The following is a 24,038-nucleotide window of genomic DNA, read 5'->3' as shown; positions in this document are numbered from 1 at the left end:
CAGGGCGTCTGTAGAGATAATATTTTTTATGCTTTATTCGAATGCAGGCCAATCCGGCTGAGTTTACGCACCAGCGCCATTTCGGCTTTGGCAAACGGAATGCCGTTTTCGTCAAAAACGTCATGGAACCACAGGCGACAGTAGTCCGGTGAGTTTTTCATCACCACCGGCCACGGCAGCCAGGTCTGGGTTTTTCCGCGCACCAGCCCCCACTGATAGGGGGCGATATTAGCGGCATGCATTAACGGGAGCTGCTCTTCAATCAGGCTGCCGACATGGCGCGCCAGCCACTCGGTGCAGAACAGCGGCCGTCCGTGCTGTTCGAGCTGGTGGATGATGGCCACCATGCGTGCGGTATTGGTATAGGCGTGAAAGCTGATCACATCAGATAATGCCAGCGCAGTCTGGTCTAAAGGATGTTGATAGAACACCTCGCCTTCGACTTCGTCCGGCAGTTTCCATGCGCAGACGGTGAGTGGCTGCGTCGGATCTTCTTCCCGCACCCAGCGAAACGCCGCCTGCATGAGTTCGAGGGCGTAATGTTCCAGTTTTTCGTCATACAACACTTCGACGGTGCCAGTGGAAAAAATCCCCCGGTTGCCCGGCTCGTTATACAGATCCCAAAGCAGCACGCGGCGGTCGTCGCGGAACTGGCGCACGATATCACGTACGTAGCATTCGACTTCAGGCCAGGCATCGCGGTTACAGACGATTTCCCGCCCGGGACTGGCGGCCGCCTGACTGTTGTGTTTCCCCGGCTCCGGCGCTTTCTGCGGCCCAAGGTAAGGCTCATCGCCGGAGAAACCGCAGTCATCCATTAATGTCAGCATGGTGCTAAACCCGCGCTCATCGGCCAGTGTCAGAAACTGGTCGATACGCGCTATGAGCCCGTCACGATCGTGCTGCCAGACGATAAACGGCAGGTTGATGCGCAGGGAGTTGTAACCCGCCTGCGCCGCCCAGCCAAGCTCGCGGTCAATTGTTGGTGCGTCAAAGGTTTCCGCCTGCCAGATATCCGTCCAGTTCACCGCTGTTGATGGCAGGTAGTTAAAGCCACATAGCCAACCCTGTTGCTGATACCACGTCTGTGCCTGTTCAGGTGTCCATTGTTGTTTCATCATCGCCTCGCTTACTGATAATAATTAGCTAATAAATATTAGTTGGCGTATAAATGAGCAAATAGTGAAGTAAAAAAAAGCGAAGTGAGTCACAATCCTGGTGGGATCAAGGCAAAGAAACGTGAGAGAGAGCGCAGCTGGCGCAAACTGCGGTTATGATGTTGGTTCTGTATGCGAAGGGAAGGGATGATGAAACGCAAAACCAAAGTGACGATGAACGACATCGCCAGAGCCGCCGGGGTTTCCCAGGCAACGGTGTCGCTGGTGCTCAATCAGTCGCGCAATATTAAACTTAGCGAAGAGACCCGTCAGCGGGTGATTGAGGTGGCGACATCGCTGGGTTACGACCGCCTACCGGCGATTCACTCTCCGCGTAATCAACAAGAGATTGCCCTGCTCATCAGCTCATTGCAGAGCTACGATCCGTTCATTGATGCCATAAGTCAGGCTCGCGAGGCGGCGTGGCGCAACGAAATTCTTCTGACGGTGTATGAATATGGTGATGATGCCGAACTGGCAATCAACATTATTCGCCAGCTGGAAAAGCGCAACTGCGTGGGCATTATTCTCGCCTCTCCGGTGACCACAGTTAGCGATATGTCGCAGTTTCGCGATTGTACTGAACTGCCGCTGGTGCTGCTTAACCAGCGCGATCCGGATTCCCCACTGCTGCCGTCCTTTGTTCCGGACGACTATGCCAACGCGTTTCAGGTGACGCGCCATCTGATTAGCCAGGGGGCGCAGCGGGTGGCGCATATTACTGGCGAAGGATGGATGGAAGCGACAAAACAGCGTCTGGCTGGATGGCGTGCGGCGCTGGAGCAGGCGGGGATCGCCGTGCAGAATGAGTGGATTTGTGAAACCAACTGGCAGTTCAGCGAGTCGCACCAGGCCACGCTAAAGCTGCTGGCGCTGGAAACGCGTCCCGATGCTATTTTTTGTGCCAGCGACTGGCTGACGATTGGTTGCTATCAGGCGCTGGCAATGCAGGGCATCGCGATCCCTGAGGATATTCTGGTGGCGGGTTATGACGACCAGAAAATTTCTGAACAGCTCACCCCACCTCTGACCAGTATTCAGTTGCCCTACAGTGAACTGGGACGTCTGGCCGTTGAGTATTTGTGCAACGAGGAAGATGCCGCAACCCACGTGACGCTTGCCGGGCGGCTGAAAACACGGAAATCGAGCCAGCGGTAATACTTAAAAGGCCGCTATTCGGCGACCCTCGCCGCGCCATTTTCGCTTCCATCTGCTGGATGACAACTACCAGCTTACTGACAGTATTGCTTAAGCAGGCCGTATTGTTCGGCGATCAGATGATAGCGATACACCGGACGCCCGGTGGCGCCGTAGTGAATGCTGGTATACAGAATGTTAATCTGCGCTAGCCAAATCAGATACTTACGGCAAGATACCCGAGAAATACTCACCGCTGCCGCCAGTTCGTCGGTGGAAAACTCAATGTCCGGGTGCGCATCAATCCACTGGCAAAGGGTGCGCAGCGTCTGGGAGGTTAAGCCTTTTGGCAGCTTACGCGCATCGGTGGCTTCCGGCGCGCTGCCGTGCAGCAGCCGATCGACATCTGCTTGTTCGTACCAGGGTTGGCCGGTCATCAGCTTGCGCTTTTCGCGCCACGCGGTCAGTGCTTCTTCAAAACGCGGGAACTGAAAGGGTTTGATCAGATAGTCGACTACGCCATAGTGCATAGACGTCTGCACCGTTGTGGCGTCGGCGGCGGAAGTAATCATAATCACATCGATGGCGCGGCCCGAGGCGCGAATGGTGGGCAGCAGATCCAGGCCGCTATCCTGCTGCATATACACATCCAGCAGGACCAGGTCTATCTCCAGATCCTTATCGTCAATCATCTCCCTGGCTTTACTCAGCGTTGACGCCGTGCCGCTGCAGCGAAAGCCGCTGACGCGCGCTACGTACAGGCGGTTCAGTTCGGCTACCATGGCATCATCGTCAACAATTAATACATTTATCACGCACTTTTCCTCTTACTATCCCAGGGAAGATGAACAAAAAATTGGGTAAACACGCCGGGTTCGGACTCGACGGCCAGCGTGCCGCCCAGTTCGTGAAGCTGCTGGCTGGTAAGAAACAGCCCGACGCCGCGATTCTCGCCTTTGGTGGAGAATCCTTTATTAAAAATATCATCAATAATCGCCTGTGGAATACCGGGGCCATCATCGCTGACTTCGCCGCTCAACCAGCCGTTCTGATAGTGTAACAGCAGGCTGACTTCGCCCTCGGCCTGGCCGCTCATAGCATCCAGCGCGTTCTCGATTAAATTGCCCAGCACGGTGATCAGCACGGTTACCTGTTTTTCATTCGGACAGTCCGGCACCAGGCTCTCTTCGGCAAGCGTGAGGGTAAAACCGCGCTCCCTGGCATGCTGAATTTTGCCGATTAAAAATCCCGCGACGACCGGCGATTTAATGCGGTTCTGGATTTCACCAATATCCGCCTGATAAGTGTGGGCGGTGTGCAGCACGTACTCTTCCAGCTTGTCGTAGCTTTTCATATTCAGCAGGCCGAGAATCACATGCAGCTTGTTCATGAATTCATGTGAGGTGGTGCGCAGGGCGTCAACGTAATTCACCATCCCATCGAGGCGCTGAAGCAGTTGGCTGACTTCGGTTTTATCACGGAAGGTGCTGATTGCGCCCACTACGTCATCCTGGCTGCGCACCGCAACGGTGTTGCTGATCAGCAGAAGACCGTTACAGCCCAGCTCCCGATCGTAAATGGGTTCTCCGGTTTGCAGCACCTCCTGCAAGTCCGCCAGCAGCGGCGTATCGGTGATGTCATTATTAGGGCCGTTAAACAGGATATCGCGCGCGGCGGGGTTAATCAGCGTGACCTGGCCGTCAGCATCTACCGCCACGACGCCCTCTTTTAACGAGTGCAGCATCGCCTGGCGCTGCTGAAACTGGTTGGATATCTCCTGCGGCTCCAGGCCCAACAGAACGCGCTTCAGACCGCGAACCAGACTCCAGGTACCAATGGCGCAAACCAGCGCACTGAACAGCACGGTCAATATCACATCCCGGCGGCTGGTAGCGATTTGCTGATCAACTTTGCTCAGCGAAATGCCAATCGCCACCACGCCAATTTGCCGGTGGTTATCGTCAAAAACAGGCGTAAAAACCCGCAGCGCCGGGGCTAGTACGCCGTGGTTAACGGCAACGTTCTCTCGACCTTTTAGCGTTGGCAGAATGTCATCGCCAATAAAAGGTTGACCGATAATCTGGCTATTGGGGTGCGAATAGCGGATGCGGTCCATATTGGTGACTACGGCAAACAGCAGCCCATTGCGTTTGGTGGCCGCCAGCGCCAGCGGCTGGATGATATTATTTTGCGGCGATAAGGCCAAACCACGTTTGACTTCGGGGGTATCGGCCAGCGTTCGCGCCACCGCCAGCGCCGTATCTTTCACACCGTCGCGCGTCGCGCCGCTGATCTGCATAAACCACAGGGCATAAACCAGAATCAGCACCGAGCCAATCACGCTGCCAATCATTAAGGTCACGGCGGTGCTCAGCTTCATATTCATTGGGCGTTTACGCGCGGGCGAAGCCTGCTGAGCTAGTTTGTTCATTCCGACCTCAGGGTAAAACTCATAGAGTGGTATTATCGCTGAACGAAAGGCTTTCATAAAACTGTGTAATAAAAGCAAAATATATTGCGAGCGAGCAGTTGGTGCATATCGGGCAAATCCACTATGGCTTATTTGCCGCATTCAACCCGCAGATAATCGACAAATGCCCGCAGCGGCGACGCCATTTGCTTACGGCTCGGATAGTAAACGTAAAAGCCGGGGAAGGCGGGCGTCCATTCAGGCAGGAGCTGAACCAGCTGCCCTGTCGCTAACCAGCCGTCAACCTGATGAGCAAACTGGTAAGCGATTCCCACTCCCGCCAGTGCGATGGGGGTGAGCATCTCCGGCTCATCGACCACAATTGGCCCTTTGACCGCGATTTCACAGCTTTCATTGTCACGTTGAAACTCCCAGCGATAAACGCTGCCATCGCTGGGCCGCCGATAAGTCAAACACCGATGTTGCAATAAATCCTGCGGTTTGTGGGGCCGTGGAGCCTGCGCCAGATAGTGCGGCGAGGCGACCACTTTCATCTCAAGGTCGCCGCTTAGCCTGACGGCAATCATATCCTGATGGAGCTTCTCGCCCAGACGAATTCCGGCATCGAACCCGGCTGAGACGATATCAATCAGGCAATCGTCGGTGACAATATCCAGCTCAATATTGGGATAGCGCTGAATAAAGCCGCCGAGCAGCGGGGACAGATAATGAATGGCGGCGACCCGTGAAACATTGAGCCGCAAACGGCCTGCGGGATTATCGATAGTTTGCGCATCGGTAACCGCTTCCTGGAGGCCCGCTAGCGCCGGAGCGAGCCGCTGCATCATGCGTTTACCCGCCTCGCTTGGCGCGACGCTGCGCGTGGTCCGGTGCAGCAAGCGCACGCCGATACGCTCTTCGAGTCGCCGTATTGTAGCGCTTAAGGTAGAGGTCGTGACGCCAAGATGTGCGGCGGCTCGGGTGAAGCTGCCTTGCTCAACGACCATCGCGAAGGCTCTTAATTCAGCAAAATCACTTCCTCGCATTATGTCGGTTTTCCCAAATAGTCCTGTTGATAATTGTTCTATTATCAAACATACCCCTGTTGGTTACCATCCCGTTGAGTGTCATTAACCATCAGGAGCGATCAGCAATGGCGAGATTTACGGCGAAACGAATTTTAGTCACCGGAGCGACAAGCGGTATCGGGCTTGCCGGGGCAAAGATGATTGATAGTGAAGGGGGATATGTTCTGGCGACGGGGCGCGATCCGCAACGGCTGGAGGCACTGTGCAGGCAGCTTTCCGACCGGGCGCGGGTGGTCTATAACGACGCCAGCGACCCGACGACAGGCGAGGTGCTGGCTCGCGAGGTTGAGGATTTTGGCAGACTGGATGGCTTGTGGTTGAATGCCGGCTATGCTGGCGTCGGCGAACCCGCGCAGGTTAATGCGCACAACTTTGACAGCATGATGGCGGCCAACGTGCGCGGGCCGGTACTGCAATTTGCGGCGCTTGCCGGAGCGCTTAACGCGGGGGCCTCGGTTATCGTGACAGCATCGACGTCGGCTTATGAGGGGGCGGCAGCGGCAAGTCTCTATTCAGCGACGAAAGGGGCGCTAATTTCGCTGACTCGCTGCTGGGCATCGGCGCTGGGGTCACAAAACATCCGCGTCAATACCCTGGTTCCCGGGCCGATCGATACTGACTTTCGCCATTTTATGAGCCAGGATTTTCGCCGCGAATTTGAAACATCGGTGGTGAGTCGGCTGGCGCTTAACCGCCAGGGCACGGCGGAAGAAGCGGCAGAAGTGGCGCTATTTCTTCTCTCTGATGCGGCATCGTTTGTCACCGGAAGCCAATATTTTGTCGATGGTGGACTGGCGATGTACTGAGTCTTCATTTGTCCCTGCGTCGCCGCCTTTCTGCAACTCGAATTATTTGGGGTATATAAAGCAATATATTTCTCCGTGATGACGGTTTTTGCTGTTAAATATCCCTTCGCCTAATCTCTGATTTACTTTTTTAAGTTAAAAAACCAGGTTAATAATAATTGGCTATGTGTGCGAAAGTGTAAATGATATTTTAAAATAAAGTAAAAGTGCGTTAATATGCACTCTCTTATTACACTTGTGCTATGTGATATTTCTATTATGCCTGCAATTAAAAATACGATTATATCTATGACCGCATTAGCGATGTTCGTCAGTTCGGCGACATATGCAAATGGCGATACCTCGAAAAAAACCGATTTCCTGTTGATTGGCGGCGGCATTATGAGCGCGTCGCTGGGGACCTGGCTGCACGAATTACAGCCGGAGTGGAAACAGGTGATGGTTGAGAAGTTAGATGGCGTTGCGCTGGAGTCCTCGAACGGCTGGAACAACGCCGGGACCGGGCACTCCGCTAACATGGAGCTGAACTACACGCCGGAACGACCGGATGGCTCTATCGACGTCAGCAAAGCGCTGGATATTAACGAGCAGTTTATGATCTCCCGTCAGTTCTGGACGGCGCAGGTCAAACGCGGCATTTTGCACGATCCGCATGCATTTATTAATTCCACCCCGCATATGAGTTTCGTCTGGGGGGATAATGTGGATTATCTGCAAAAACGTTATACCGCCTTGCAGCAAACCACTTTATTCCAGGGGATGAAATTCTCCACCGATCACGAACAAATAAAGCAATGGGCGCCGCTGGTTATGGAAGGTCGCGATCCGCAGCAAAGAGTCGCGGCGACATGGACGCCGGTGGGTACCGACGTTAACTATGGGGAAATAACCCGCCAGCTGATCGGAAGCCTGAAGAAAAATAACAACTTCACGCTGCAAACTTCGTCTGAAGTGACCGATTTTAAACGTAATGCCGATAATTCATGGCACGTGACGATTAAAAACGTGAATAGCGGCGAAGAGCAGGCGATCGATGCTAAATACATCTTTATCGGCGCTGGCGGCGGCGCGCTGAAATTACTGCAAAAAACCGGTATTCCGGAAGCGGATAACTACGCCGGTTTCCCGGTGGGTGGCTCCTTCCTGATGACCGAAAATCCGGCAGTGACCAAAGAGCATCAGCAAAAAGTCTATGGTCAGGCCTCGGTGGGCGCACCGCCGATGTCAGTACCGCATCTTGATGCCCGTTTCCTCGACGGCAAGCGCGTGGTGCTGTTTGGGCCATTCGCCACCTTCTCAACCAAGTTCCTTAAAAACGGCTCTTTCCTGGATCTGCTGAGCACCACCACTACCGATAACGTGCTGCCGATGACTCACGTTGGTCTGGACAACTTCGACCTGGTGAAATACCTGATTAGCCAGGTTATGTTGAGTGATGATGACCGCTTTGCGGCGTTGAGAGAGTATTACCCAAGCGCACGTAAAGAGGACTGGAAGCTGATTCAGGCCGGCCAGCGCGTGCAGATCATCAAGAAAGATGCAGAAAAGGGCGGCGTGCTGAAGTTGGGTACGGAAGTAGTGGTCGATCAGCAGAAAACCATCTCCGCGCTGCTGGGTGCATCGCCGGGCGCTTCAACCGCCGCGCCAATCACCCTGAATGTGATTAAGCAGATGTTCCCGGAGCAGTTTAACTCCCCGGAATGGCAGAGCCGCATTCGCGATATCGTCCCAAGCTACGGTCAGAAGCTGAACGGCAACGTTGCGCTGACTCAGCAGGTTTGGAATGACACTGCTGCTGCATTGCAGTTGACCAAACCGCCGGTGATCGAGATGAATACCGCCGCACCGGTCATGACCGCAAAACCGGCAGAGCCGAAGGCGGAAGCGTCGCCGCAGCACGATATGGCACTCTAAGCCCACGCCTGTGAAATTGCCCGGTGGCGGCTAGCGCCTTACCGGGCCTACGGGATGAGTTTGGGTTTTGTAGGTCGGGCAAGGCGCTAGCCGCCGCCCGACAGAAAGGCGGGCACGGTAACCCAAACAAGTCGACCACTCGACTCCCACGATTAATGAATCTCACTCATAACCTCAATCCCCCTCGCAGGGATTATCCCGCGCGCCTTTCCCGCTAAACTTGCCGCTCTCCTCATCGCAATCCCTCTCCTCAACGGAAACAATAATGACTTCACCGCAAACGCGTGCAGCCAGCGGGCCGCTGTTTATTCTGATTCTCAGCGGGCTGATGGCGTTCACCTCGCTCTCAACGGATATCTACCTGCCGGCGATGCCGGTAATGGCTGCCGAATTACAGGGCGACGCTGAACTGACTATCACCGGTTTTCTGATTGGCTTTGCCCTGGCGCAGCTGGTTTGGGGCCCAATTAGCGACCGCCTCGGACGGCGAACGCCGCTGTTTATCGGCATGGTACTGTTTATTATCGGTTCTGCTGGCTGTGCGCTGTCGACCACTATCGATCAAATTGTCTTCTGGCGTGTCTTCCAGGCGCTGGGAGCCTGCACTGGACCAATGCTGGCGCGGGCGATGGTGCGCGATCTCTTTGCCCGCAGCCGGGCGGCGCAGATGCTTTCAACCTTAACTATCGTGATGGCTATTGCGCCGATTGCCGGGCCGCTAATCGGCGGGCAGATGATTAAAGTCACCAGTTGGCACGCTATCTTCTGGCTGTTGGCAGTGATTGGCGCGCTGATGTTTGTCGCGCTGCGCTGGCTGCCGGAAACCCTGCCGCCGGAACGTCGTCAGCAGGGCTCAATGCTGGGGGCATTTCGCAATTATGGTCTACTGTTGAAAAACGCGACTTTTATGCGCTACACCCTGAGCCTGACCTTTTTCTACGTCGCCGCCTATGCCTTTATTACCGGTTCGCCGGATGTCTATATTCGTTACTACGGCGTTGCGCCGCAACATTACGGCTGGCTGTTCGCGGTGAATATTATTGGGGTTATGGCGATGAGCGTGGTAAACCGCCGTCTGGTTCAGAGCCACGCCCTGAGCTCGCTGCTGAAAATATCGCTGGCGGTTGCCGCGCTAGCCGTCGTGATACTGGCGACGGGCGTCAGGCTGCAAATTGGCGGCATTGGTCTGATAGCGGCCAGCGTGTTCCTCTTTTTCTCAATGAACGGGGTGATTGCCGCCACCTCGACCGCCGCGGCGCTGGATGAGGCAGGGGCGTTTGCTGGTTCAGCCTCCGCGCTGATTGGCTCATTGCAGTACGGTAGCGGGATTATTTCTTCGTTACTGCTGGCGTGGCTGCGTGACGGTACGCCATGGACGATGGCGTGGATCATGGCTGCTTTTACCCTTGCCAGCCTGCTGCTGGCCTGGCGAAACCGATAAATTGCAATGCGGGTATATCCCTCTTCCGGCTAATACCTCAATCGGTAATTGCGTTTATACTGTCTTGAAATCACACAAGAAAATGCTAATGAAGACCGAAATGCGGGGCGCAATGCAATGAAAGACGACATTAATCAGGAGATCACCTTCCGCAAGCTGTCGGTTTTTATGATGTTTATGGTGAAGGGCAATATCGCCAGAACCGCAGAGGCGATGCAGCTGAGCGGCGTCAGCGTTCATCGGGCGCTGCACACCCTGGAAGAGGGGGTGGGCTGTCCGCTTTTTATCCATAAAGGACGGAATCTGTTACCGCTCCCGGCGGCGTGGACGCTGCTTGAATACTGCCAGGACGTGATGAGCCTGATGACTCGGGGACTGGAAGCAGCGCGCAAAGTGGCGGGCGTTGGACAGGGCCGGCTGCGCATCGGTACGCTTTACTCCCTGACGCTGGAAACCGTGCCGCGCATTATTATGGGCATGAAGCTGCGCCGTCCTGAGCTGGAGCTGGATCTCACTATGGGCTCTAATCAGATGCTGCTGGATATGCTGGAAGATGATGCGCTGGATGCGATTCTGATTGCCACCAACGAAGGTGAGTTCAGCAATTCCGCTTTTGATGTGGTCCCGCTGTTCGAGGATGATATTTTCCTCGCTGCCCCGGCAACGGAGCAACTGGATACCAGCCAACCTGCCGAGCTGCGCGATTACGCTGAGCGTAAGTTTGTCTCGCTGGCGGAAGGGTTTGCCACCTATGCGGGCTTTCAGGATGCGTTTCAGGTAGCCGGATTTGAGCCGGAAATTGTCACCCGGGTTAACGACATCTTTTCAATGATTAGCCTGGTGCAGGCGGGGGTGGGGTTTGCGCTGCTGCCGGGACGCATGAAAAAAGTCTATGAAAACGACGTACAGCTGTTGAAGCTGGCGGAGCCATATCAGATGCGCCAGCTGATTTCGATTGTCTATTCACATCATCGCGAACGCGACGCCGACCTGCTGGCGCTGGCGGCAGAAGGGCGCATGTACGCCCGCAGCCTTAACCATTAAGCCGGACAGCCAGGTGACGAGCGACTTCCATGCCGCTGCGCTCCAGCGAAATGCTCTCTCCCTGCCAGCCCGCCTGGCGGGTGAGACAGGTCAGAACGCCGCCCGGCGGCATCTCAATTGCCAGCCGCGCCTCGCGTTCATCGGCGGCAACCATCGCCTCCTGCCAGCGCACGGTGCGCGCCATATTCAGCGCCAGATCGTCGGCGATTTTCAGCGGGTCCCAGAGCACGCGCGCCGTGGAGCCGCTCAAATACGCGCAGCGTGGGCGCTTGAGCGTGATGGCAGAAAAGGCCTTCGCCAGCTCAGCCGCCGGTTTATCCAGTAGCGCGCAGTGCGACGGTACGCTGACCGCCAGCCGCTGCGCTTTGCTGGCCCCCGCCTTCAGCGCCAGCTGTGCCACTCGCGCCATCTCTTCGTCGCGCCCGGCAATCACTATCTGCGTTTCGGCGTTAAGGTTGGCGATATAAAGCTCGCTGTCGGCAATCAGCTTTTCTACGCTGTCGAGCGTCAGGCCCATAATGGCGGTAAGCCCGTAGCCGTGAGGATAAGCTTGCTCCATTAAATCGCCGCGTAGCGCCACCAGACGCAGGGCGTCGGCGAAGTCCAGCGCATCGGCAATCACCGCTGCCGGGAAAGCGCCGATCGACAGGCCGCTGACCATGTCCGGGTTTACGCCCTGGCGCTGAAGCTCCCGCGCCCAGGCAACACCGGTAATTAACAGGCACAGCTGCACCGCGCGGGTATGTTGTAACGCGGCGGCGCTATCCAAAATATCGACTTCATCGCCAAGCACGGCGCGCGCTTCAGCCATAATATTCTGACGGTCGGGGATAGCGGCGAGCATACCTGGATGCTGGTTTCCCTGACCGGGAAAGGTAAAGAGAATTTTCATGCTTCCTCCCTGTTCCACGGCGTCTCGGTAAGACGCGCGCCGTGGGACGTCTTCAGCAGGGCGCGGCCATCGCGCAGCCACTCGTTAAGTGCGAAAGCTCCGGCTGGCGTTTCTATCTGGGTATCCGCCCGGCAGGGCAACTGGGCGACGCGGGCTTGCCATTCGAGCAATGCCTCGCGGGCCACAGGCTGCGGGGCGCGAATGAGTAGATCCAGATCGCTGGTGGCGTGGAGAACGGGAATTTCGGTGGCCAGCGCGTAGCCGGTGCTGCCGGTAATGCCCCAACGCCACGGCCAGTCGTGCAGAGTCAGTGAAATAGCCGCCTGTAGCGGCGGCTGAGAGACAAACGGCGAGCGCAGAAGCAGCTGGCGGTCGGCGAGCGTTTCCGGGCTGATGGTGCAAACGATATTCTCCATCCGTACCCAGCCCGCCGCCCGCTGTTCGCGCTTCATGCCCCGCACGCCCACTGGAATGCGGGCATCGGCATCAACGTCGCGTCGGACCACCACCGGCAGGCTGACTCGCCAGTGCTGGGCGACCCAGAGTTCCTCGGTAGCCTCCAGCGCACAGGCATGATTCAACCAGACTAAATCGTGAGGACGCGGCGTTGATGACATCGTTAGATCCCTGAAGTTAAAGTGATAAACAGCGGCAGCGACAGGATACACAGAACCGAGCTTAACAGCAGCACCGCTTCCGCATCCGGCGACTGCACGCCAAAGCGGTTACCGAACACCACGCCGAAGAAACCGGCCGCCAGGGCAATCATCAGAATCGCGGTGATGGCGATGGAGCCATGCAGACCGAGCAGCATCACCAGACCCCAGGCGATAAACGGCTGCACCAGCAGTTTGACGATGGTGGAGGTCGCGATCAGCGCGTTGAGCTGCAGTTTACGCGCCGACAGAATCACCCCGGTCAGGAACAGCGCTGCGGCGGTCGCCGCCAGGCCCAGCGGTTTAATGGAGGAGAGCAGCAGGTCCGGCATTTTGATACCGATGGCGGAAAGTACCACCCCCAGCAGCGGGCCCCAGACAATCGGTTTTTTCACCGAGCGCCACATCAATACCGGCAGCATCGCCAGCGTTGAACCGCTGTTTTCTCCGGCTGCCAGCGCTTTTTCACGTTCCAGAATCAGCAGACAGAACGGCGTCATCAATACCGAACCGCAGGCAATAGACACGGCGACCGAGAGCGAGGTTGACGCACCTTCGCCGAGCACGCTGCCAAGAATCGGCAGGCCGAGCGCGGCGTAGTTAGGCAGCGCCACGGTCAGGGTCAGCACGGCGGCATCCTGCGGTGAGCGCTTAAAGACGCGGGTGGCGAGGAAGTAGATGGCCGCGTAGGTAATCCACATCGCGCCGGTGAGCACCAGCACCAGCGGTGATTGGGCGACGATGCCGCCCCACGGCGTCTGTACCGTGGCGCTGAACAGCGTCGCGGGCAGGGCGAAATCCATCACGAAAATGTTGAGCAGCGAGACGTTTTTGTTATCGACCATTTTGGCCTTACCGGCCCAGAAGCCCAGCAGCATGATGACAAAAATCGGCGCAAGAGCATGAATAATCACATAAGTCATAAATCACCTGTAAATAGAATAGAGTACTGGCGCGATTGTTATAATTTCTAAAAGCAGTCTCTCCCCAAAGACACTCAATGAGTGCCTTGGGTGGCCGCTTCCGGCAGGTTTTCTTTTACTTGGGACTGACTACCAGCTGGCGCGCATGCGATCGCGCACCTGTTGGGAACTACGACGGTTCTTCGCGCCCAGGCGGCACTTCAGGGTGACATCCTGGCGAGCGTCAGCGATGGCGTCGCGCAGGGTGGCGGTGACCAAAGCCAGATCGCGAGCGTCTGGGGCATCCGGATTACTGATATCGAGCAGGGCGGAGAGCAGGCCGAGCGTTGCGTAGTTGCTGACGTCATAGGCCATCGGCGGAATAGTTGCCGCCAGTTTCTCCAGCGCCTCAACGGTACGCAGGGTGATCCGCGCGGCAGACTCTTTGCCCATTGCATGAACCAGCACGCCGCTGTCGTTAAAGGCGATCAGGCGGTTGGCCTGGTAGCCGTGGGCCAGAAACGCCCCGGACATCGCTTTGCCGACAATCAGGCCAATCACCGGATGACCAGCAAGACGCGCTTTGGCATAAGCGCCTGCCGCACCGGCCAGTGCCTGATGAATACCGAAGGCCTCTTCGCGGCGACCATAGGCCTGGCTGGGCACATCGATAACCGCAATGATTGGGCGCTTCACCGGGTTATCCGCATCGGCGTCGATCGTTTCGTTAACCACTTTCGCCAGAGTCCAGCCTTCAAGCAGGCCAACTTCGCCCTGAGCGGCGCGCGGGTAGTGGTTATTAGCATCCGGCACCACGGCGATAAAACGCACGGACTCGCCGTTAAAATCGGCATCGGCAACCTGTACTGACGGGCACAGACCGCTCATCAGTGGGGCATTCGGTGCCAGCTGGTTTAGCCACAGCGCGGCGCGATTAGTGAACTGACTCATTATTTCTCCTCCCGGGCGAATAGCTGTTTGATCTGCGCGGTATCCGCCTGCTGGCGGGTATCGAAGTGGGTCAAACGGGTCAGGAAATCATCATATTTGTCGCTGCGATGCTGGGCCGGTACGCCCTGGGCAATCGCCTCGTTCATTGCCGTTTTCACCGCGTTGACGCCGTCACCCACCAGCGCATCCACCAGGCCGCTGGCGTAGCGAATTTCGCCGCCGGTCATGCTCCAGATAAACGGACGGTCGCGGGAGTCATACTCTTCAATGCCTGCTTCCTGTTCGATAACCTGTGGCCCGTTGAGCCCCAGGCGCGCTTCGCGAGTGACAATCAGGTAGCTGCACAGCGCTGCGGCGATGGACATCCCACCGAAGCAGCCGACGGTGCCGGTGATAATACCGACCACCGGGGTGTAGCGACGCAGGTCGACAATCGCGGCATGAATATCGGCGATAGCGGCAAGGCCCAGGTTGGCCTCCTGCAGACGCACGCCGCCGGTTTCCAGACACAGCACCGCCTGGGTGGGGATACCGTTGCGGTTATCTTCCGCCGCCAGTTCAAGCGCGGCGGCCATTTTCGCGCCGGAGACTTCGCCCATGCTGCCGCCCTGGAAGGTGCCTTCGATGGCGATCACCACCGCGGGTTGACCGTTAATGGTACCTTTCGCTACCACCATGCCGTCATCGGACTGCGGGACGATACCCTGCGCGCCCAGCCACGGCGACATGACGCCTTCGAACGGGTCGAGCAGCTCGCGATAGCTACCGTCGTCCAGCAGGATGCGGGCGCGTTCGCGGGCACGTAATTCGATAAAGCTGCGATCGTTACGCATGAGCCACCTCCTCAAAAACCTGTTCAATACGGATACGCGCCACGCCTGGCGTGGCGCCGAAATCGTGGATAACCAGCAGCCCGCCGGGCAGGCCGTTAACCAGGTTCAGGCGGTCGAACAGCGCGTTCCAGCGCGCCTGGCTATTGTCCACCGAGGTGGTGATTTCTACGTTGAGCGTGTCGCTCTGTCCGGCGGTATAGAGCACTTCCATATCCCCGGAGCCTACAACGCCTGCCAGCGCTTTGCCGCTGAGGGCGCGGTTGGCAGGAAATGACAATTTGATCTGTTCCATAACATCCTCTGAATGCGTTAGGCGGAAACCCGGTCGAGAAACAGGGTGGCGGCAAGCAGGTCTGCAGCGCCACCCGGCGAGGCGTTCTGCGCCAGCATCTGGGCATCAAGTCGCGCCAGAGCGGTTCGGCCCGCAGCTGTCGCACATCCCCCGGCGGTCAGCACCCCGGCTGCGCCTTGCTGCATGGCGTCAAGTCCCGCCATTCCGGCGCGGGAGAGCACGCAGGTATCGCTGAGCGAAGTCATAATCGCTATCAGCGCGTCGAGGCGGGCTTGCTCTTCGCTGGCCCCCTGCGCCCGGCTGCGCAGTAGCTGCGGCAGCGCCAGGGTGGTGATGTGCGGAAAAGCGCACTGTGCCTCTTCACGCGCACCCGGCACCTGCCAGCGGCGGCTGGCGCGCAGACCTTTACTGAAGGTCTTCGGTGCGCAAGCGTCCGGCAAACGGGCGAGGGCGGCGGCAGTTTCCGCGATTCTCTGTGAATGACCTTTCCCCCCCAGCATGGCCGTTGCGCTGACCAGCAGGCCAAGGGCCCAGATAGCGCCGCGATGGGTGTTGACCCCCGCCGTCGCCTGCATCATCTGCGCTTCGCCTTCACGGCCCAGACGACCCACGGTCTCGCGCAGGGCGATATCAACCGGGCGCAGCCAGCTTTGCTGCGCCAGCGCGTGAAAAGTCGGTGTCAGGCTGTGGGCTGAGCGTTCCATTAGCGCCAGATTCAGGTCCTGATGCGCGCCGTTGCCACGGCTATCGACCAGGCCCGGTTTTGGGCTAAGGCGCGCTTCGTCGATCAGGCAGTCGCTGGCGATTTGCGCCAGACGCTGGGCCCGGGTTTCTGCGAGTTGGGGAGAGAGGTTTTTCATTACCAGCTCCGGAATTTTGCCGGTGGGTTGTACAGGCCGTCGGACCATTCCACCAGGTCGGCGACGCTGCCAGCGGCCAGCAACGAACGGGTGGCGTCGCTACGGCGAATACCGATATCTTCCGGGTAAACGACTTTTCCGCTACGGCGTAGGTCGGCTACGCGTTTAGCGTCAACGCCGAGGCCGATATCGGTGATCCCGGCCACCGCTGCGACCATCGCCCGGCGCTCCTCAAGGCTTTCCGCGCGATAGAGATAAGCGATGCCTTCTTCGGTCAGCACATGGGTGACGTCATCGCCGTAAATCATTACTGGCGCCAGCGGCATTCCGGAGGTTTTCGCCACTTCAATGGCATCCAGTTTTTCTACGAAGGTGGGTTTAACGCCCGCCTGGAAGGTTTCCACCATCTGCACCACCAGCTTTTTGCCGCGCTGCATTGGGTCCGGTTCGGTAATCATATTCAGCCAGGCCGGGGTGGCGTGACGACGACCGTGCGGGTCATGGCCCATATTCGGCGCGCCGCCGAAGCCGGAAAGACGCCCACGGGTGACGGTTGAGGAGTTGGCGTAGCCATCCACCTGGAGCGTCGAGCCGATAAACATATCCACCGCGTACTGGCCTGCCAGCTGGCAGAAGGCGCGGTTGGAGCGCATGGAGCCATCTGCGCCGGTAAAGAACACGTCAGGGCGGGCGCGGATGTACTCTTCCATCCCCAGTTCGCCGCCGAAGCAGTGCACGCTCTCCACCCAGCCGCTCTCAATCGCCGGGATCAGCGTCGGATGCGGGTTCAGGGTCCAGTGTTTACAGATTTTGCCCTTCAGGCCGAGTTGCTCGCCGTAGGTGGGCAGCAGCAGTTCGATGGCGGCGGTGTTAAAGCCGATGCCGTGGTTCAGTGACTGCACCTGATGCTCGGCGTAGATGCCTTTAATCGCCATCATCGCCATCAGGATATGTTCCTGTTTGATCAGGCGCGGATCGCGGGTAAACAGCGGTTCGATAAAGAACGGTTTGTCGGCGACAACGACGTAGTCAATCCACGAACCGGGGATATCGACGCGCGGCAGGTTGCATTCGTCGTCGACCAGTTCGTTAACCTGCGCAATGACGATGCCGTCATGGAAAGCGGCGGCTTCAACCAGCGCCGGAGTATCTTCGGTACTTGCCCCGGTGTAGAGATTACCTTTGCGGTCGGCTTTGAAACCGGCGATCAGGGCGACGTTCGGCGACAGGTCGACGTACAGGCGTGAATAAAGTTCGATATAGGTGTGAATGGCACCAATTTCCAGCAGACCATCTTCTAGCAGTTGCGAAATGCGCAGGCTTTGGGTGCCGGAGAAGGAGAAATCGAGCTTGCGGGCGATGCCTTTTTCGAAGAGATCCAGATGCTCGCTGCGCCCGACGCTCGGCATAATCATATGCAGGTCGTGGATTTTTTGCGGATTGACTTCCGCCAGCATCCGCGAGAGGAAATCGGCCTGTTTCTGGTTGTTGCCTTCCAGCACCACCCGGTCGCCGGGAGCCAGTAAATGTTCCAGAACCGCAACCAGCTGGTCGGTGGGAATGACTTTACCTGAGATCTTCGTCTCGGCCAGTCGCCGCTGTTTTTCCGTCCGGCGACGGTTCCAGACCCGTCCGGTCGTTTGTTCGGCACTCATTGTTAACCTCCTGATTCGACAAATCGTTTTGATTGTCCTGGTGTGGGAGTAAGTGTGCGTCGCGACGTGGCAGGCATCAATTAAGGCTGACGGCGAATTGTTAGCGTAAGAGTAATAATTGGCGGGTGAGAGATGTGATGGCGATCAATAATGAAGGTGAATGATTGGTCTACGAGCAGGGGGGATGTGTATAAAAAGAACCCGAGTCGGCATGGTTTAGGGACTGTTGCATTGGCGCAGTTTCTTCCCGGTGGCGCTGCGCTGACCGGGCTACGGGTTCATAGCCGTCTGCAGGCAGGTAGCCCGGACAGGCGCGTCAAGCGCCGCCTCCGGGGAATGTGCTGGAGCTGATGCATTGGCGCAGTTTCTTCCCGGTGGCGCTGCGCTGACCGGGCTACGGGTTCACCGCCGTTTGCGGACAGGTAGCCCGGACAGGTGCGTCAAGCGCCGCCTCCGGGGAATGTGCTGGAGCTGATGCATTGGCGCAGTTTCTTCCCGGTGGCGCTGCGCTGACCGGGCTACAGCTTCACAGCCGTCTGCGGGTCGGTAGCCCGGACAGATGCGCCAGCATCGCCTCCGGGGAACGCGCGTGCAATGTCGTTAGTTTTTACTCAAATCACTCAGCAGAAAGGCAATACTTTGCCCGGCGACCGTCTGTTCAAGGGCGATTTTGACGATAATCGTCAGCGGCACCGATAGCAGCATTCCTACCGGTCCCAGCAGCCAGCCCCAGAAAATTAACGACAGGAATACCACCAGCGTTGATAACCCCAGTCCACGGCCCATGATGCGCGGTTCGAGGATGTTACCGAACACCAAGTTGATAATCAGATAGCCCGCCAGAACCACCAGCGCGTCGTACAAACCACCAAACACCAGCACCTGCAAAATCGGCGGGATTGCCGCGAGAACCGAACCAATATTAGGAATGTAATTCAGCGCGAAAGCTAACAGTCCCCACATAAAGGCAAAACGCACATCGAGCAGCACCAGCATTCCCCAGACCACCAGGCCGGTTACCAGACTGATGGCGGTTTTTAACACCAGGTAGTGGGAGACGCTGTCGAGTGCGCGCTGAATCGCCCCCATGCCTTCCACCGGTCGCGACATCAGCTGTTGCAGCTTGGCGGGTAGCTGCGGGACTTCCAGCAGCATAAACACCACCGTCAGCAGCAGCAGGAAGATAGAGGACATCGCGTTTGAAAGCTGAGTGAGCAGACTGGTGACCAGAGTCATTACTGCGTTAGGGTCAATATATTTATTAAGCTCAACCACCGAAACGGTAAAGCCGAAGCGCTGTAACCACGGCGCAATGGTCTGCATTGGTTCATAGAGATAGTTGCGATACTGCGGCAGGGTACGCGCCAGCTCATTGAGAGAAGTCCCCAGCGAAGCCAACAGCACGACGGCAAGCAGGACAATCAGGCCCACCAACAGTGAAATGGCCAGCACTCTCGGCACCCGACAGCGCACCATAAGCTGAACCAGTGGGTTAATCACTACCGCCAGAAACAGTGCCAGCATGAAAGGGACGATGATATCCGCCGCGAAGCGAATGCCGGTCAGGATGATAACCATCATGCCGAGCATGATGACCATTTTTAAGCCGTTAAGCGTGATGATGGGTTTGGCCATACCGCTCCCTGCGAGAAAAAATGAGCTCTAATGTGTGTTTATTGTAGACGCTGGCAAAGTCGGCGTCTCAACGCGTTGCATCTGCTAGAAAGAAAAACGCGACCCATTAATAAAGAATTGCCAGAACGATATCATAATGGCGATTTTTATCAGAAAAAACTAATCAAAATAAAATACCCAAGGTAAAGAACTGCAAAGACTTTGAGTTAAATGTAGCATTATGGTACAAATCGGCTTGTGTATAACTACCGAGGACAATTTTCATCCGCAAATGATGAGAAGCAATAGCGCGGATAATTGTAATTTTATGGACAATCAGTTCAGGATGTTTATTTCTTATCACCCTGCAGTTTCCCTCTCTCACTCCCGTTTTCTTGGCGAGCAGCACTGGCGCTCGGCGCTTTAGTCTTCTTCTCTCTGCCTGGGCTGGCGCGCTGCGCACGGCTAAAATAACGTCAGAATTTTTCCGGTTTACTCGAGTAAGCCGCTGTGGATTATATTCTCAAGCAGGAGAAGGGATCATGTTTTATTGGATTTTATTAGCTTTAGCTATCGTTGCTGAAATTACCGGCACGCTATCGATGAAATGGGCTAGCGTAAGCGGTGGACATACTGGCTTTATTTTGATGCTGGTAATGATTGCCCTTTCATATATTTTCCTGGCCTTCGCGGTCAAAAAAATCGCCCTTGGCGTAGCCTACGCCCTATGGGAAGGGATCGGTATTTTACTGATCACTATTTTCAGCGTGCTGTTGTTTGATGAGACGCTATCGGCGATAAAAATTGCTGGCCTGGTCACCCTGGTCGCCGGGATCGTATTAATCAAGTCCGGGACGCAAAAAACGGTGAAACAGCGCAAGGAGAGAACTCATGCAACAGTTTGAGTGGGTTCACGGCGCTTGGCTGGCGCTGGCGATTGTGCTGGAAATCATCGCGAACGTTTTTCTGAAGTTTTCCGACGGGTTCCGGCGTAAATTCTACGGCGTAATGTCGCTGGCTGCGGTCCTTGGCGCGTTTAGCGCGCTTTCGCAGGCGGTTAAGGGGATTGACCTGTCGGTGGCCTATGCGCTGTGGGGCGGTTTCGGCATTGCGGCAACTATTGCTGCTGGTTGGGTGCTGTTTGGTCAATGTCTGAATTATAAAGGCTGGGCCGGACTTATCCTGCTGGTGGCAGGCATGGTATTAATTAAACTTGCCTGATGTGATGCTGCTCGCGAATGCGGGCAGCAAAATCTGTTCTCTGTATTACGCTTTAAAAAGAGCCAGTTCGGCGCATCTCCCGGCTGGCCGTGATGAGGACAGAACATGATTCACTCGTTAGGTTGGCGCAATATTCCCTCCGCCAGAACGCTTTCCGTCATGATCGTCCTCGCCGGGGTCGGCTTAATCGTGTCTGTTATTTCTCTACTCTATCTCTCTCAACATCTGATAGGTCTCAAAGCCAACGAAATCGACAAGCATCGCTCGGTGCTATCGGTGAATGGCGCAGTACAGACCTCGGTCAACCGCGTGCTGTCCCTGGTGCTGGATAATTCTATCTGGGATGACGCGGTCACTCAGGCCTATGCCACTAAACTCGATCCGAAATGGCTCTACAACTCATGGGGGTCGGGCTTTAAAATTAATAATCTCTATGACGGCACTTTCGTGCTGGACCAGAACCACCACGTACTGTGGGGATCGTTCCGCAGCCAGTCCTTTACTGAGCAGGATACGCAATTTTTAGGCAGCGGTTTCCAGACGCTTATTACGCAACATGCTGGAGAGCTACGCAGCGGTAAAAGCGCCTTTGCCGGGATTACACGCACCCGCGCTGGGATCGCCTTTGTGGGTATCGGCCTGATTCGCCCAACGGTCGGGCGTTTGCAGGTTTATGATGACACCCGCCGCTACCTGGTGATCACCCGCCATATCAACCCGCAAATGCTCGAACGCCTGGGGGATACGTTTCAGATTCGTAATCTACATGTCACGCTGATCGGCGGTGAGTACAGCATCCCGTTGCTCACTCAGTCCGGGGAAATCGTTGGCTATCTTAGCTGGCAGTCCCGGCTTCCTGGCGCAGAGGCATCGCGAGCGGCATCGAACAGCATTCGGCTGATTGCTGCGGTAGCGGCGGGGTTGATCCTGCTGTTTATTCTCTTTAGTAGCCTTGGACTATACAAGCTGGCGCGCGGCGAAAAGCTGGCGCGTAATATCGCTATGACCGACTGGCTCAGCCGCTTGCCCAACCGCCGGGCGCTGATCGAGCGGCTTAATCAGGTCTGCGAAAAATCGCAGTATGAAACGCAAAGCGTGGTATTTATCGACCTCGACGGCTTCAAAGACGTCAATGACAATTATGGCCATGATGTTGGCGATGCGCTGATCACCTATATTGCGAAAGAATTGCGGGAGCGCGTTCCTTCTGGCGGGATGCTGGCGCGGATGGGCGGCGATGAGTTCGCGATGACAATCAGCGGGGAGCTGGCAGTCAATCAGGCGTCGGCATTTGCCTGGGCGGTGCTGGAGATGCTGAAAGCCCCCGTCACCTTAAACGATCGAAAAATTTATATCAGCGCCAGTATCGGTATCGCCAGCGGCGTTCCGGCGACCTGTTCCAGTACCGAGCTGTTTCGCCGTGCCGATATTGCCATGTACCACTCGAAGAAAACCGGCAAAGGGCGCACAACCTGGTATGACGAAGCGCTTAGCGACGCGCGGCAATATCAGCTCAATATCGAAAACGGCATCCGTCAGGGGCTGGAAAATGAAGAGTTTGACGTCTGGTATCAGCCGATAGTCAACGCCGACACGCTGGTGATGGAGGGAGTTGAAGCACTGCTGCGCTGGCCGCGACGCCCTCAGGGGGCGCTGCCGCCGGATGCGTTTATCGGCATTGCCGAGAGCAGCGGCCTGATCTACGCCCTCGGCCAGTTTGTCCTCTATCGCGCCTGTTGTGACCTGCAGTCGATGGGCGATCTGCTGCTGTCGGTGAATATTTCACCGGCGCAGTTCCGCGACCCGGAGTTTGAGTCGCGCGTGGTACAGGTGCTTGGACGCTGCCATTTCCCGGCCCGCCGATTGCAGCTTGAGGTCACCGAGAGCTATGTTCTGGAAAATCCCGATCGCGCGAGGGCGGCGATTGAGAATTTAAAATCGTTGGGCATTGCGGTGGCGCTGGATGATTTCGGTACCGGATACTCCAGTATCGGTTATTTACGCAGCTTCAGCTTTGACAGCCTCAAAATTGATAAATCGCTGGCCGGGCTGGTGGATGTCGACACCCAGGCGGCGGAGCTGGTACGCGGTACCGTGCGTATTGCCGGGGCGCTAGGCATTACGGTAGTGGCGGAAGGCGTTGAAAATCAGCAACAGCTGGCGCTGCTGCGTCGTGCCGGATGCGACAGATTGCAGGGGTTCTATTTCAGCGAGCCGATGCCCGTCGCTTCTTTACTACAGCTGCGCCAGCAGCAGGGCTGACCGCTTATTGGGCGGCCAGAGTTTCCAGTTTGTCGCGAAAACCGGTCACCGATATGGCTCGATTATCCGCCCGCCAGCGATCTTTAGGTCCCGGAGCCGAACTCTGTACCGCAATAACCTGCCAACCCGTGTCGGTTTTCAGCAGCAGCGGGGAACCGCTATCGCCCGGTAAGGTGTCGCACTGATGCGACAGCACCGACGTCTGCGCCCAGCCGGTCACCACACAGTCTTCATGAGTGTAGAGATTATCCAGATGATCTTCCGGATAGCCGGACTGCGTGACTTTGCGTTCAGCGGTCTTCAGCGCGGCGGTCAAATCGGCCTTATTGCCGCTAAAAATGGGTATCGGCGTAATTCCTGAGGGGGCATAGCGCAGCATGATAAGGCCAAAATCCCACGGTGCTGCCGCGGAGGGCACTATCCAGCCATCGCCGTCGGCCTTCAGCCGTTTACCCAGCGATGGGTCAACGCGGCCTTCAATACCGTGAATTTCATACACCCATGCCCCTTTACGCGAGATGAAGCGCAGCGCAACGGGTTTATCCGGCTTGCCTTTGGGCGGCGTAAGCAGGCAGTGCCCGGCGGTCAGCGCCAGATTGGGCGCAATCAGCGTGGCGGTGCAGAGGTTGCCGCTGGCGGTTTCCAGTTGCCCGATAGCGTCCCACGGCGTATCTGTGGGGTTATTCACCGGTTTACGATCATCATGACCGAAAAACAGCGTCTTAATATCTTTTGCACTCATGCCATCATCATCAGCCTGAGCTAGCGCGGGAAATAGACAAAATGAACACAGTAATAACAGTACGTCTCTACGCATATCACTCTCTGGGGAGTTAATTATGTATATTGAAAGTAGCAGCAGATTTAAGTTTATGAAAGTTAAGAATAATTTTAATGAATCCC

Annotated in this window: 22 protein-coding genes; 8 read left to right on the top strand and 14 right to left on the bottom strand. The window is 56.6% G+C overall.

Going from position 1 to position 24,038, the window contains the following annotated elements; translation table 11 throughout:
- Window positions 1-26 precede the first annotated feature (26 nt).
- A complete protein-coding gene (locus HV127_RS23340) occupies window positions 27-1,118 on the bottom strand; it encodes a cellulase family glycosylhydrolase (RefSeq protein WP_182240792.1) in 1,092 nt (363 codons plus the stop codon).
- Window positions 1,119-1,307: 189 nt separating this feature from the next.
- Here HV127_RS23340 and HV127_RS23335 point away from each other — a divergent pair, with 189 nt between their 5' ends.
- Window positions 1,308-2,315, top strand: coding sequence for a LacI family DNA-binding transcriptional regulator (locus HV127_RS23335; protein ID WP_182240790.1), 1,008 nt, complete (start codon window positions 1,308-1,310; stop codon window positions 2,313-2,315).
- A 74-nt stretch (window positions 2,316-2,389) separates the two neighbouring features.
- On the opposite strand, the gene dcuR is transcribed toward HV127_RS23335, so the two are convergent.
- The 3 genes from dcuR to HV127_RS23320 all read right to left on the bottom strand — a co-directional run bounded on the left by dcuR (window position 2,390) and on the right by HV127_RS23320 (window position 5,750).
- Complete coding sequence (gene dcuR / locus HV127_RS23330) at window positions 2,390-3,109, bottom strand: two-component system response regulator DcuR (RefSeq protein ID WP_182239123.1); 720 nt, start codon at window positions 3,107-3,109, stop codon at window positions 2,390-2,392.
- Complete coding sequence (locus HV127_RS23325; protein ID WP_182239121.1) at window positions 3,106-4,725, bottom strand: sensor histidine kinase; 1,620 nt, start codon at window positions 4,723-4,725, stop codon at window positions 3,106-3,108. The genes dcuR and HV127_RS23325 overlap by 4 nt, the downstream gene beginning before the upstream one ends.
- A gap of 128 nt (window positions 4,726-4,853) precedes the next feature.
- Window positions 4,854-5,750: a LysR family transcriptional regulator gene (locus HV127_RS23320; protein WP_182239119.1), complete on the bottom strand. Its 897-nt coding sequence runs from the start codon at window positions 5,748-5,750 to the stop codon at window positions 4,854-4,856.
- Between the two features lie 107 nt (window positions 5,751-5,857).
- Between HV127_RS23320 and HV127_RS23315 the strand changes: the two genes are divergently transcribed.
- The 4 genes from HV127_RS23315 (at window position 5,858) to HV127_RS23300 (ending at window position 10,997) form a co-directional block, all read left to right on the top strand.
- Window positions 5,858-6,598, top strand: a complete 741-nt coding sequence (locus tag HV127_RS23315) for an SDR family oxidoreductase (RefSeq protein ID WP_182239117.1) — start codon at window positions 5,858-5,860, stop codon at window positions 6,596-6,598.
- A 258-nt stretch (window positions 6,599-6,856) separates the two neighbouring features.
- Window positions 6,857-8,512 carry a malate dehydrogenase (quinone) gene (gene mqo / locus HV127_RS23310; protein ID WP_182239115.1) on the top strand — a complete coding sequence of 552 codons (1,656 nt, stop codon included), beginning with the start codon at window positions 6,857-6,859 and terminating at the stop codon, window positions 8,510-8,512.
- Window positions 8,513-8,777: 265 nt separating this feature from the next.
- Window positions 8,778-9,953 (top strand): multidrug effflux MFS transporter, encoded by a 1,176-nt coding sequence (locus tag HV127_RS23305; RefSeq protein WP_182239113.1) that lies wholly within the window; start codon window positions 8,778-8,780, stop codon window positions 9,951-9,953.
- 117 nt (window positions 9,954-10,070) lie between these two features.
- Window positions 10,071-10,997 (top strand): LysR substrate-binding domain-containing protein, encoded by a 927-nt coding sequence (locus tag HV127_RS23300; RefSeq protein ID WP_182239111.1) that lies wholly within the window; start codon window positions 10,071-10,073, stop codon window positions 10,995-10,997.
- Here the strand turns inward: HV127_RS23300 and mdcH are convergent.
- The 9 genes from mdcH to HV127_RS23255 form a co-directional block, all read right to left on the bottom strand.
- Complete coding sequence (gene mdcH / locus HV127_RS23295) at window positions 10,987-11,889, bottom strand: malonate decarboxylase subunit epsilon (protein WP_182239109.1); 903 nt, start codon at window positions 11,887-11,889, stop codon at window positions 10,987-10,989. The two genes, HV127_RS23300 and mdcH, sit on opposite strands and share 11 nt — an antisense overlap.
- Complete coding sequence (locus HV127_RS23290) at window positions 11,886-12,506, bottom strand: malonate decarboxylase holo-ACP synthase (protein WP_182239107.1); 621 nt, start codon at window positions 12,504-12,506, stop codon at window positions 11,886-11,888. The genes mdcH and HV127_RS23290 overlap by 4 nt, the downstream gene beginning before the upstream one ends.
- A 2-nt stretch (window positions 12,507-12,508) precedes the next feature.
- Complete coding sequence (locus HV127_RS23285) at window positions 12,509-13,468, bottom strand: AEC family transporter (protein WP_181486059.1); 960 nt, start codon at window positions 13,466-13,468, stop codon at window positions 12,509-12,511.
- A 129-nt stretch (window positions 13,469-13,597) separates the two neighbouring features.
- Complete coding sequence (mdcE, locus tag HV127_RS23280; protein ID WP_182239105.1) at window positions 13,598-14,398, bottom strand: biotin-independent malonate decarboxylase subunit gamma; 801 nt, start codon at window positions 14,396-14,398, stop codon at window positions 13,598-13,600.
- A complete protein-coding gene (locus tag HV127_RS23275; RefSeq protein WP_182239103.1) occupies window positions 14,398-15,231 on the bottom strand; it encodes a biotin-independent malonate decarboxylase subunit beta in 834 nt (277 codons plus the stop codon). Before HV127_RS23275 ends, mdcE begins: the two co-directional genes overlap by 1 nt.
- Window positions 15,224-15,523 (bottom strand): malonate decarboxylase acyl carrier protein, encoded by a 300-nt coding sequence (gene mdcC / locus HV127_RS23270; protein WP_142463105.1) that lies wholly within the window; start codon window positions 15,521-15,523, stop codon window positions 15,224-15,226. The genes HV127_RS23275 and mdcC overlap by 8 nt, the downstream gene beginning before the upstream one ends.
- 17 nt (window positions 15,524-15,540) lie before the next feature.
- Window positions 15,541-16,383, bottom strand: a complete 843-nt coding sequence (locus HV127_RS23265) for a triphosphoribosyl-dephospho-CoA synthase (RefSeq protein ID WP_182239101.1) — start codon at window positions 16,381-16,383, stop codon at window positions 15,541-15,543.
- Window positions 16,383-18,038, bottom strand: coding sequence for a malonate decarboxylase subunit alpha (gene mdcA, locus HV127_RS23260; protein WP_182239099.1), 1,656 nt, complete (start codon window positions 18,036-18,038; stop codon window positions 16,383-16,385). The genes HV127_RS23265 and mdcA overlap by 1 nt, the downstream gene beginning before the upstream one ends.
- A 600-nt stretch (window positions 18,039-18,638) precedes the next feature.
- The gene (locus tag HV127_RS23255) at window positions 18,639-19,673 is read right to left on the bottom strand and encodes an AI-2E family transporter (protein ID WP_182239097.1); all 1,035 of its coding nucleotides are present in this window, start codon (window positions 19,671-19,673) and stop codon (window positions 18,639-18,641) included.
- Window positions 19,674-20,194: 521 nt separating this feature from the next.
- Between HV127_RS23255 and mdtJ the strand changes: the two genes are divergently transcribed.
- The 3 genes from mdtJ to HV127_RS23240 all read left to right on the top strand — a co-directional run bounded on the left by mdtJ (window position 20,195) and on the right by HV127_RS23240 (window position 23,135).
- Complete coding sequence (gene mdtJ, locus HV127_RS23250) at window positions 20,195-20,557, top strand: multidrug/spermidine efflux SMR transporter subunit MdtJ (protein WP_182239095.1); 363 nt, start codon at window positions 20,195-20,197, stop codon at window positions 20,555-20,557.
- On the top strand, window positions 20,544-20,873 hold the full coding sequence (gene mdtI, locus HV127_RS23245; RefSeq protein ID WP_182239093.1) for a multidrug/spermidine efflux SMR transporter subunit MdtI: 330 nt from the start codon (window positions 20,544-20,546) through the stop codon (window positions 20,871-20,873). The genes mdtJ and mdtI overlap by 14 nt, the downstream gene beginning before the upstream one ends.
- A 105-nt stretch (window positions 20,874-20,978) precedes the next feature.
- Window positions 20,979-23,135: an EAL domain-containing protein gene (locus tag HV127_RS23240; protein ID WP_182239090.1), complete on the top strand. Its 2,157-nt coding sequence runs from the start codon at window positions 20,979-20,981 to the stop codon at window positions 23,133-23,135.
- Window positions 23,136-23,139: 4 nt separating this feature from the next.
- On the opposite strand, the gene HV127_RS23235 is transcribed toward HV127_RS23240, so the two are convergent.
- A complete protein-coding gene (locus HV127_RS23235; RefSeq protein ID WP_182239088.1) occupies window positions 23,140-23,952 on the bottom strand; it encodes a serine protease in 813 nt (270 codons plus the stop codon).
- Window positions 23,953-24,038 lie beyond the last annotated feature (86 nt).

It is taken from the genome of Klebsiella sp. RHBSTW-00215, assembly GCF_014103785.1.
GTDB lineage: Bacteria > Pseudomonadota > Gammaproteobacteria > Enterobacterales > Enterobacteriaceae > Klebsiella.
Note: the sequence above shows the minus strand (reverse complement) of the source record. Positions and strands in the feature narration are given on the sequence as shown.

Excerpts from the sequence above, each read along its gene's own strand:
- HV127_RS23285 (WP_181486059.1), bottom strand. The coding sequence starts at position 13,468 with ATGACTTATGTGATTATTCATGCTCTTGCGCCGATTTTTGTCATCATG.
- mqo (WP_182239115.1), top strand. The coding sequence starts at position 6,857 with ATGCCTGCAATTAAAAATACGATTATATCTATGACCGCATTAGCGATG.
- HV127_RS23335 (WP_182240790.1), top strand. The coding sequence starts at position 1,308 with ATGAAACGCAAAACCAAAGTGACGATGAACGACATCGCCAGAGCCGCC.
- HV127_RS23325 (WP_182239121.1), bottom strand. The coding sequence starts at position 4,725 with ATGAACAAACTAGCTCAGCAGGCTTCGCCCGCGCGTAAACGCCCAATG.
- HV127_RS23320 (WP_182239119.1), bottom strand. The coding sequence starts at position 5,750 with ATGCGAGGAAGTGATTTTGCTGAATTAAGAGCCTTCGCGATGGTCGTT.
- HV127_RS23265 (WP_182239101.1), bottom strand. The coding sequence starts at position 16,383 with ATGAAAAACCTCTCTCCCCAACTCGCAGAAACCCGGGCCCAGCGTCTG.
- mdcC (WP_142463105.1), bottom strand. The coding sequence starts at position 15,523 with ATGGAACAGATCAAATTGTCATTTCCTGCCAACCGCGCCCTCAGCGGC.
- mdcA (WP_182239099.1), bottom strand. The coding sequence starts at position 18,038 with ATGAGTGCCGAACAAACGACCGGACGGGTCTGGAACCGTCGCCGGACG.
- HV127_RS23315 (WP_182239117.1), top strand. The coding sequence starts at position 5,858 with ATGGCGAGATTTACGGCGAAACGAATTTTAGTCACCGGAGCGACAAGC.
- HV127_RS23255 (WP_182239097.1), bottom strand. The coding sequence starts at position 19,673 with ATGGCCAAACCCATCATCACGCTTAACGGCTTAAAAATGGTCATCATG.
- HV127_RS23290 (WP_182239107.1), bottom strand. The coding sequence starts at position 12,506 with ATGTCATCAACGCCGCGTCCTCACGATTTAGTCTGGTTGAATCATGCC.
- HV127_RS23235 (WP_182239088.1), bottom strand. The coding sequence starts at position 23,952 with ATGCGTAGAGACGTACTGTTATTACTGTGTTCATTTTGTCTATTTCCC.
- HV127_RS23340 (WP_182240792.1), bottom strand. The coding sequence starts at position 1,118 with ATGAAACAACAATGGACACCTGAACAGGCACAGACGTGGTATCAGCAA.
- mdcE (WP_182239105.1), bottom strand. The coding sequence starts at position 14,398 with ATGAGTCAGTTCACTAATCGCGCCGCGCTGTGGCTAAACCAGCTGGCA.
- mdtJ (WP_182239095.1), top strand. The coding sequence starts at position 20,195 with ATGTTTTATTGGATTTTATTAGCTTTAGCTATCGTTGCTGAAATTACC.
- HV127_RS23305 (WP_182239113.1), top strand. The coding sequence starts at position 8,778 with ATGACTTCACCGCAAACGCGTGCAGCCAGCGGGCCGCTGTTTATTCTG.
- HV127_RS23240 (WP_182239090.1), top strand. The coding sequence starts at position 20,979 with ATGATTCACTCGTTAGGTTGGCGCAATATTCCCTCCGCCAGAACGCTT.
- mdtI (WP_182239093.1), top strand. The coding sequence starts at position 20,544 with ATGCAACAGTTTGAGTGGGTTCACGGCGCTTGGCTGGCGCTGGCGATT.
- mdcH (WP_182239109.1), bottom strand. The coding sequence starts at position 11,889 with ATGAAAATTCTCTTTACCTTTCCCGGTCAGGGAAACCAGCATCCAGGT.
- HV127_RS23300 (WP_182239111.1), top strand. The coding sequence starts at position 10,071 with ATGAAAGACGACATTAATCAGGAGATCACCTTCCGCAAGCTGTCGGTT.
- HV127_RS23275 (WP_182239103.1), bottom strand. The coding sequence starts at position 15,231 with ATGCGTAACGATCGCAGCTTTATCGAATTACGTGCCCGCGAACGCGCC.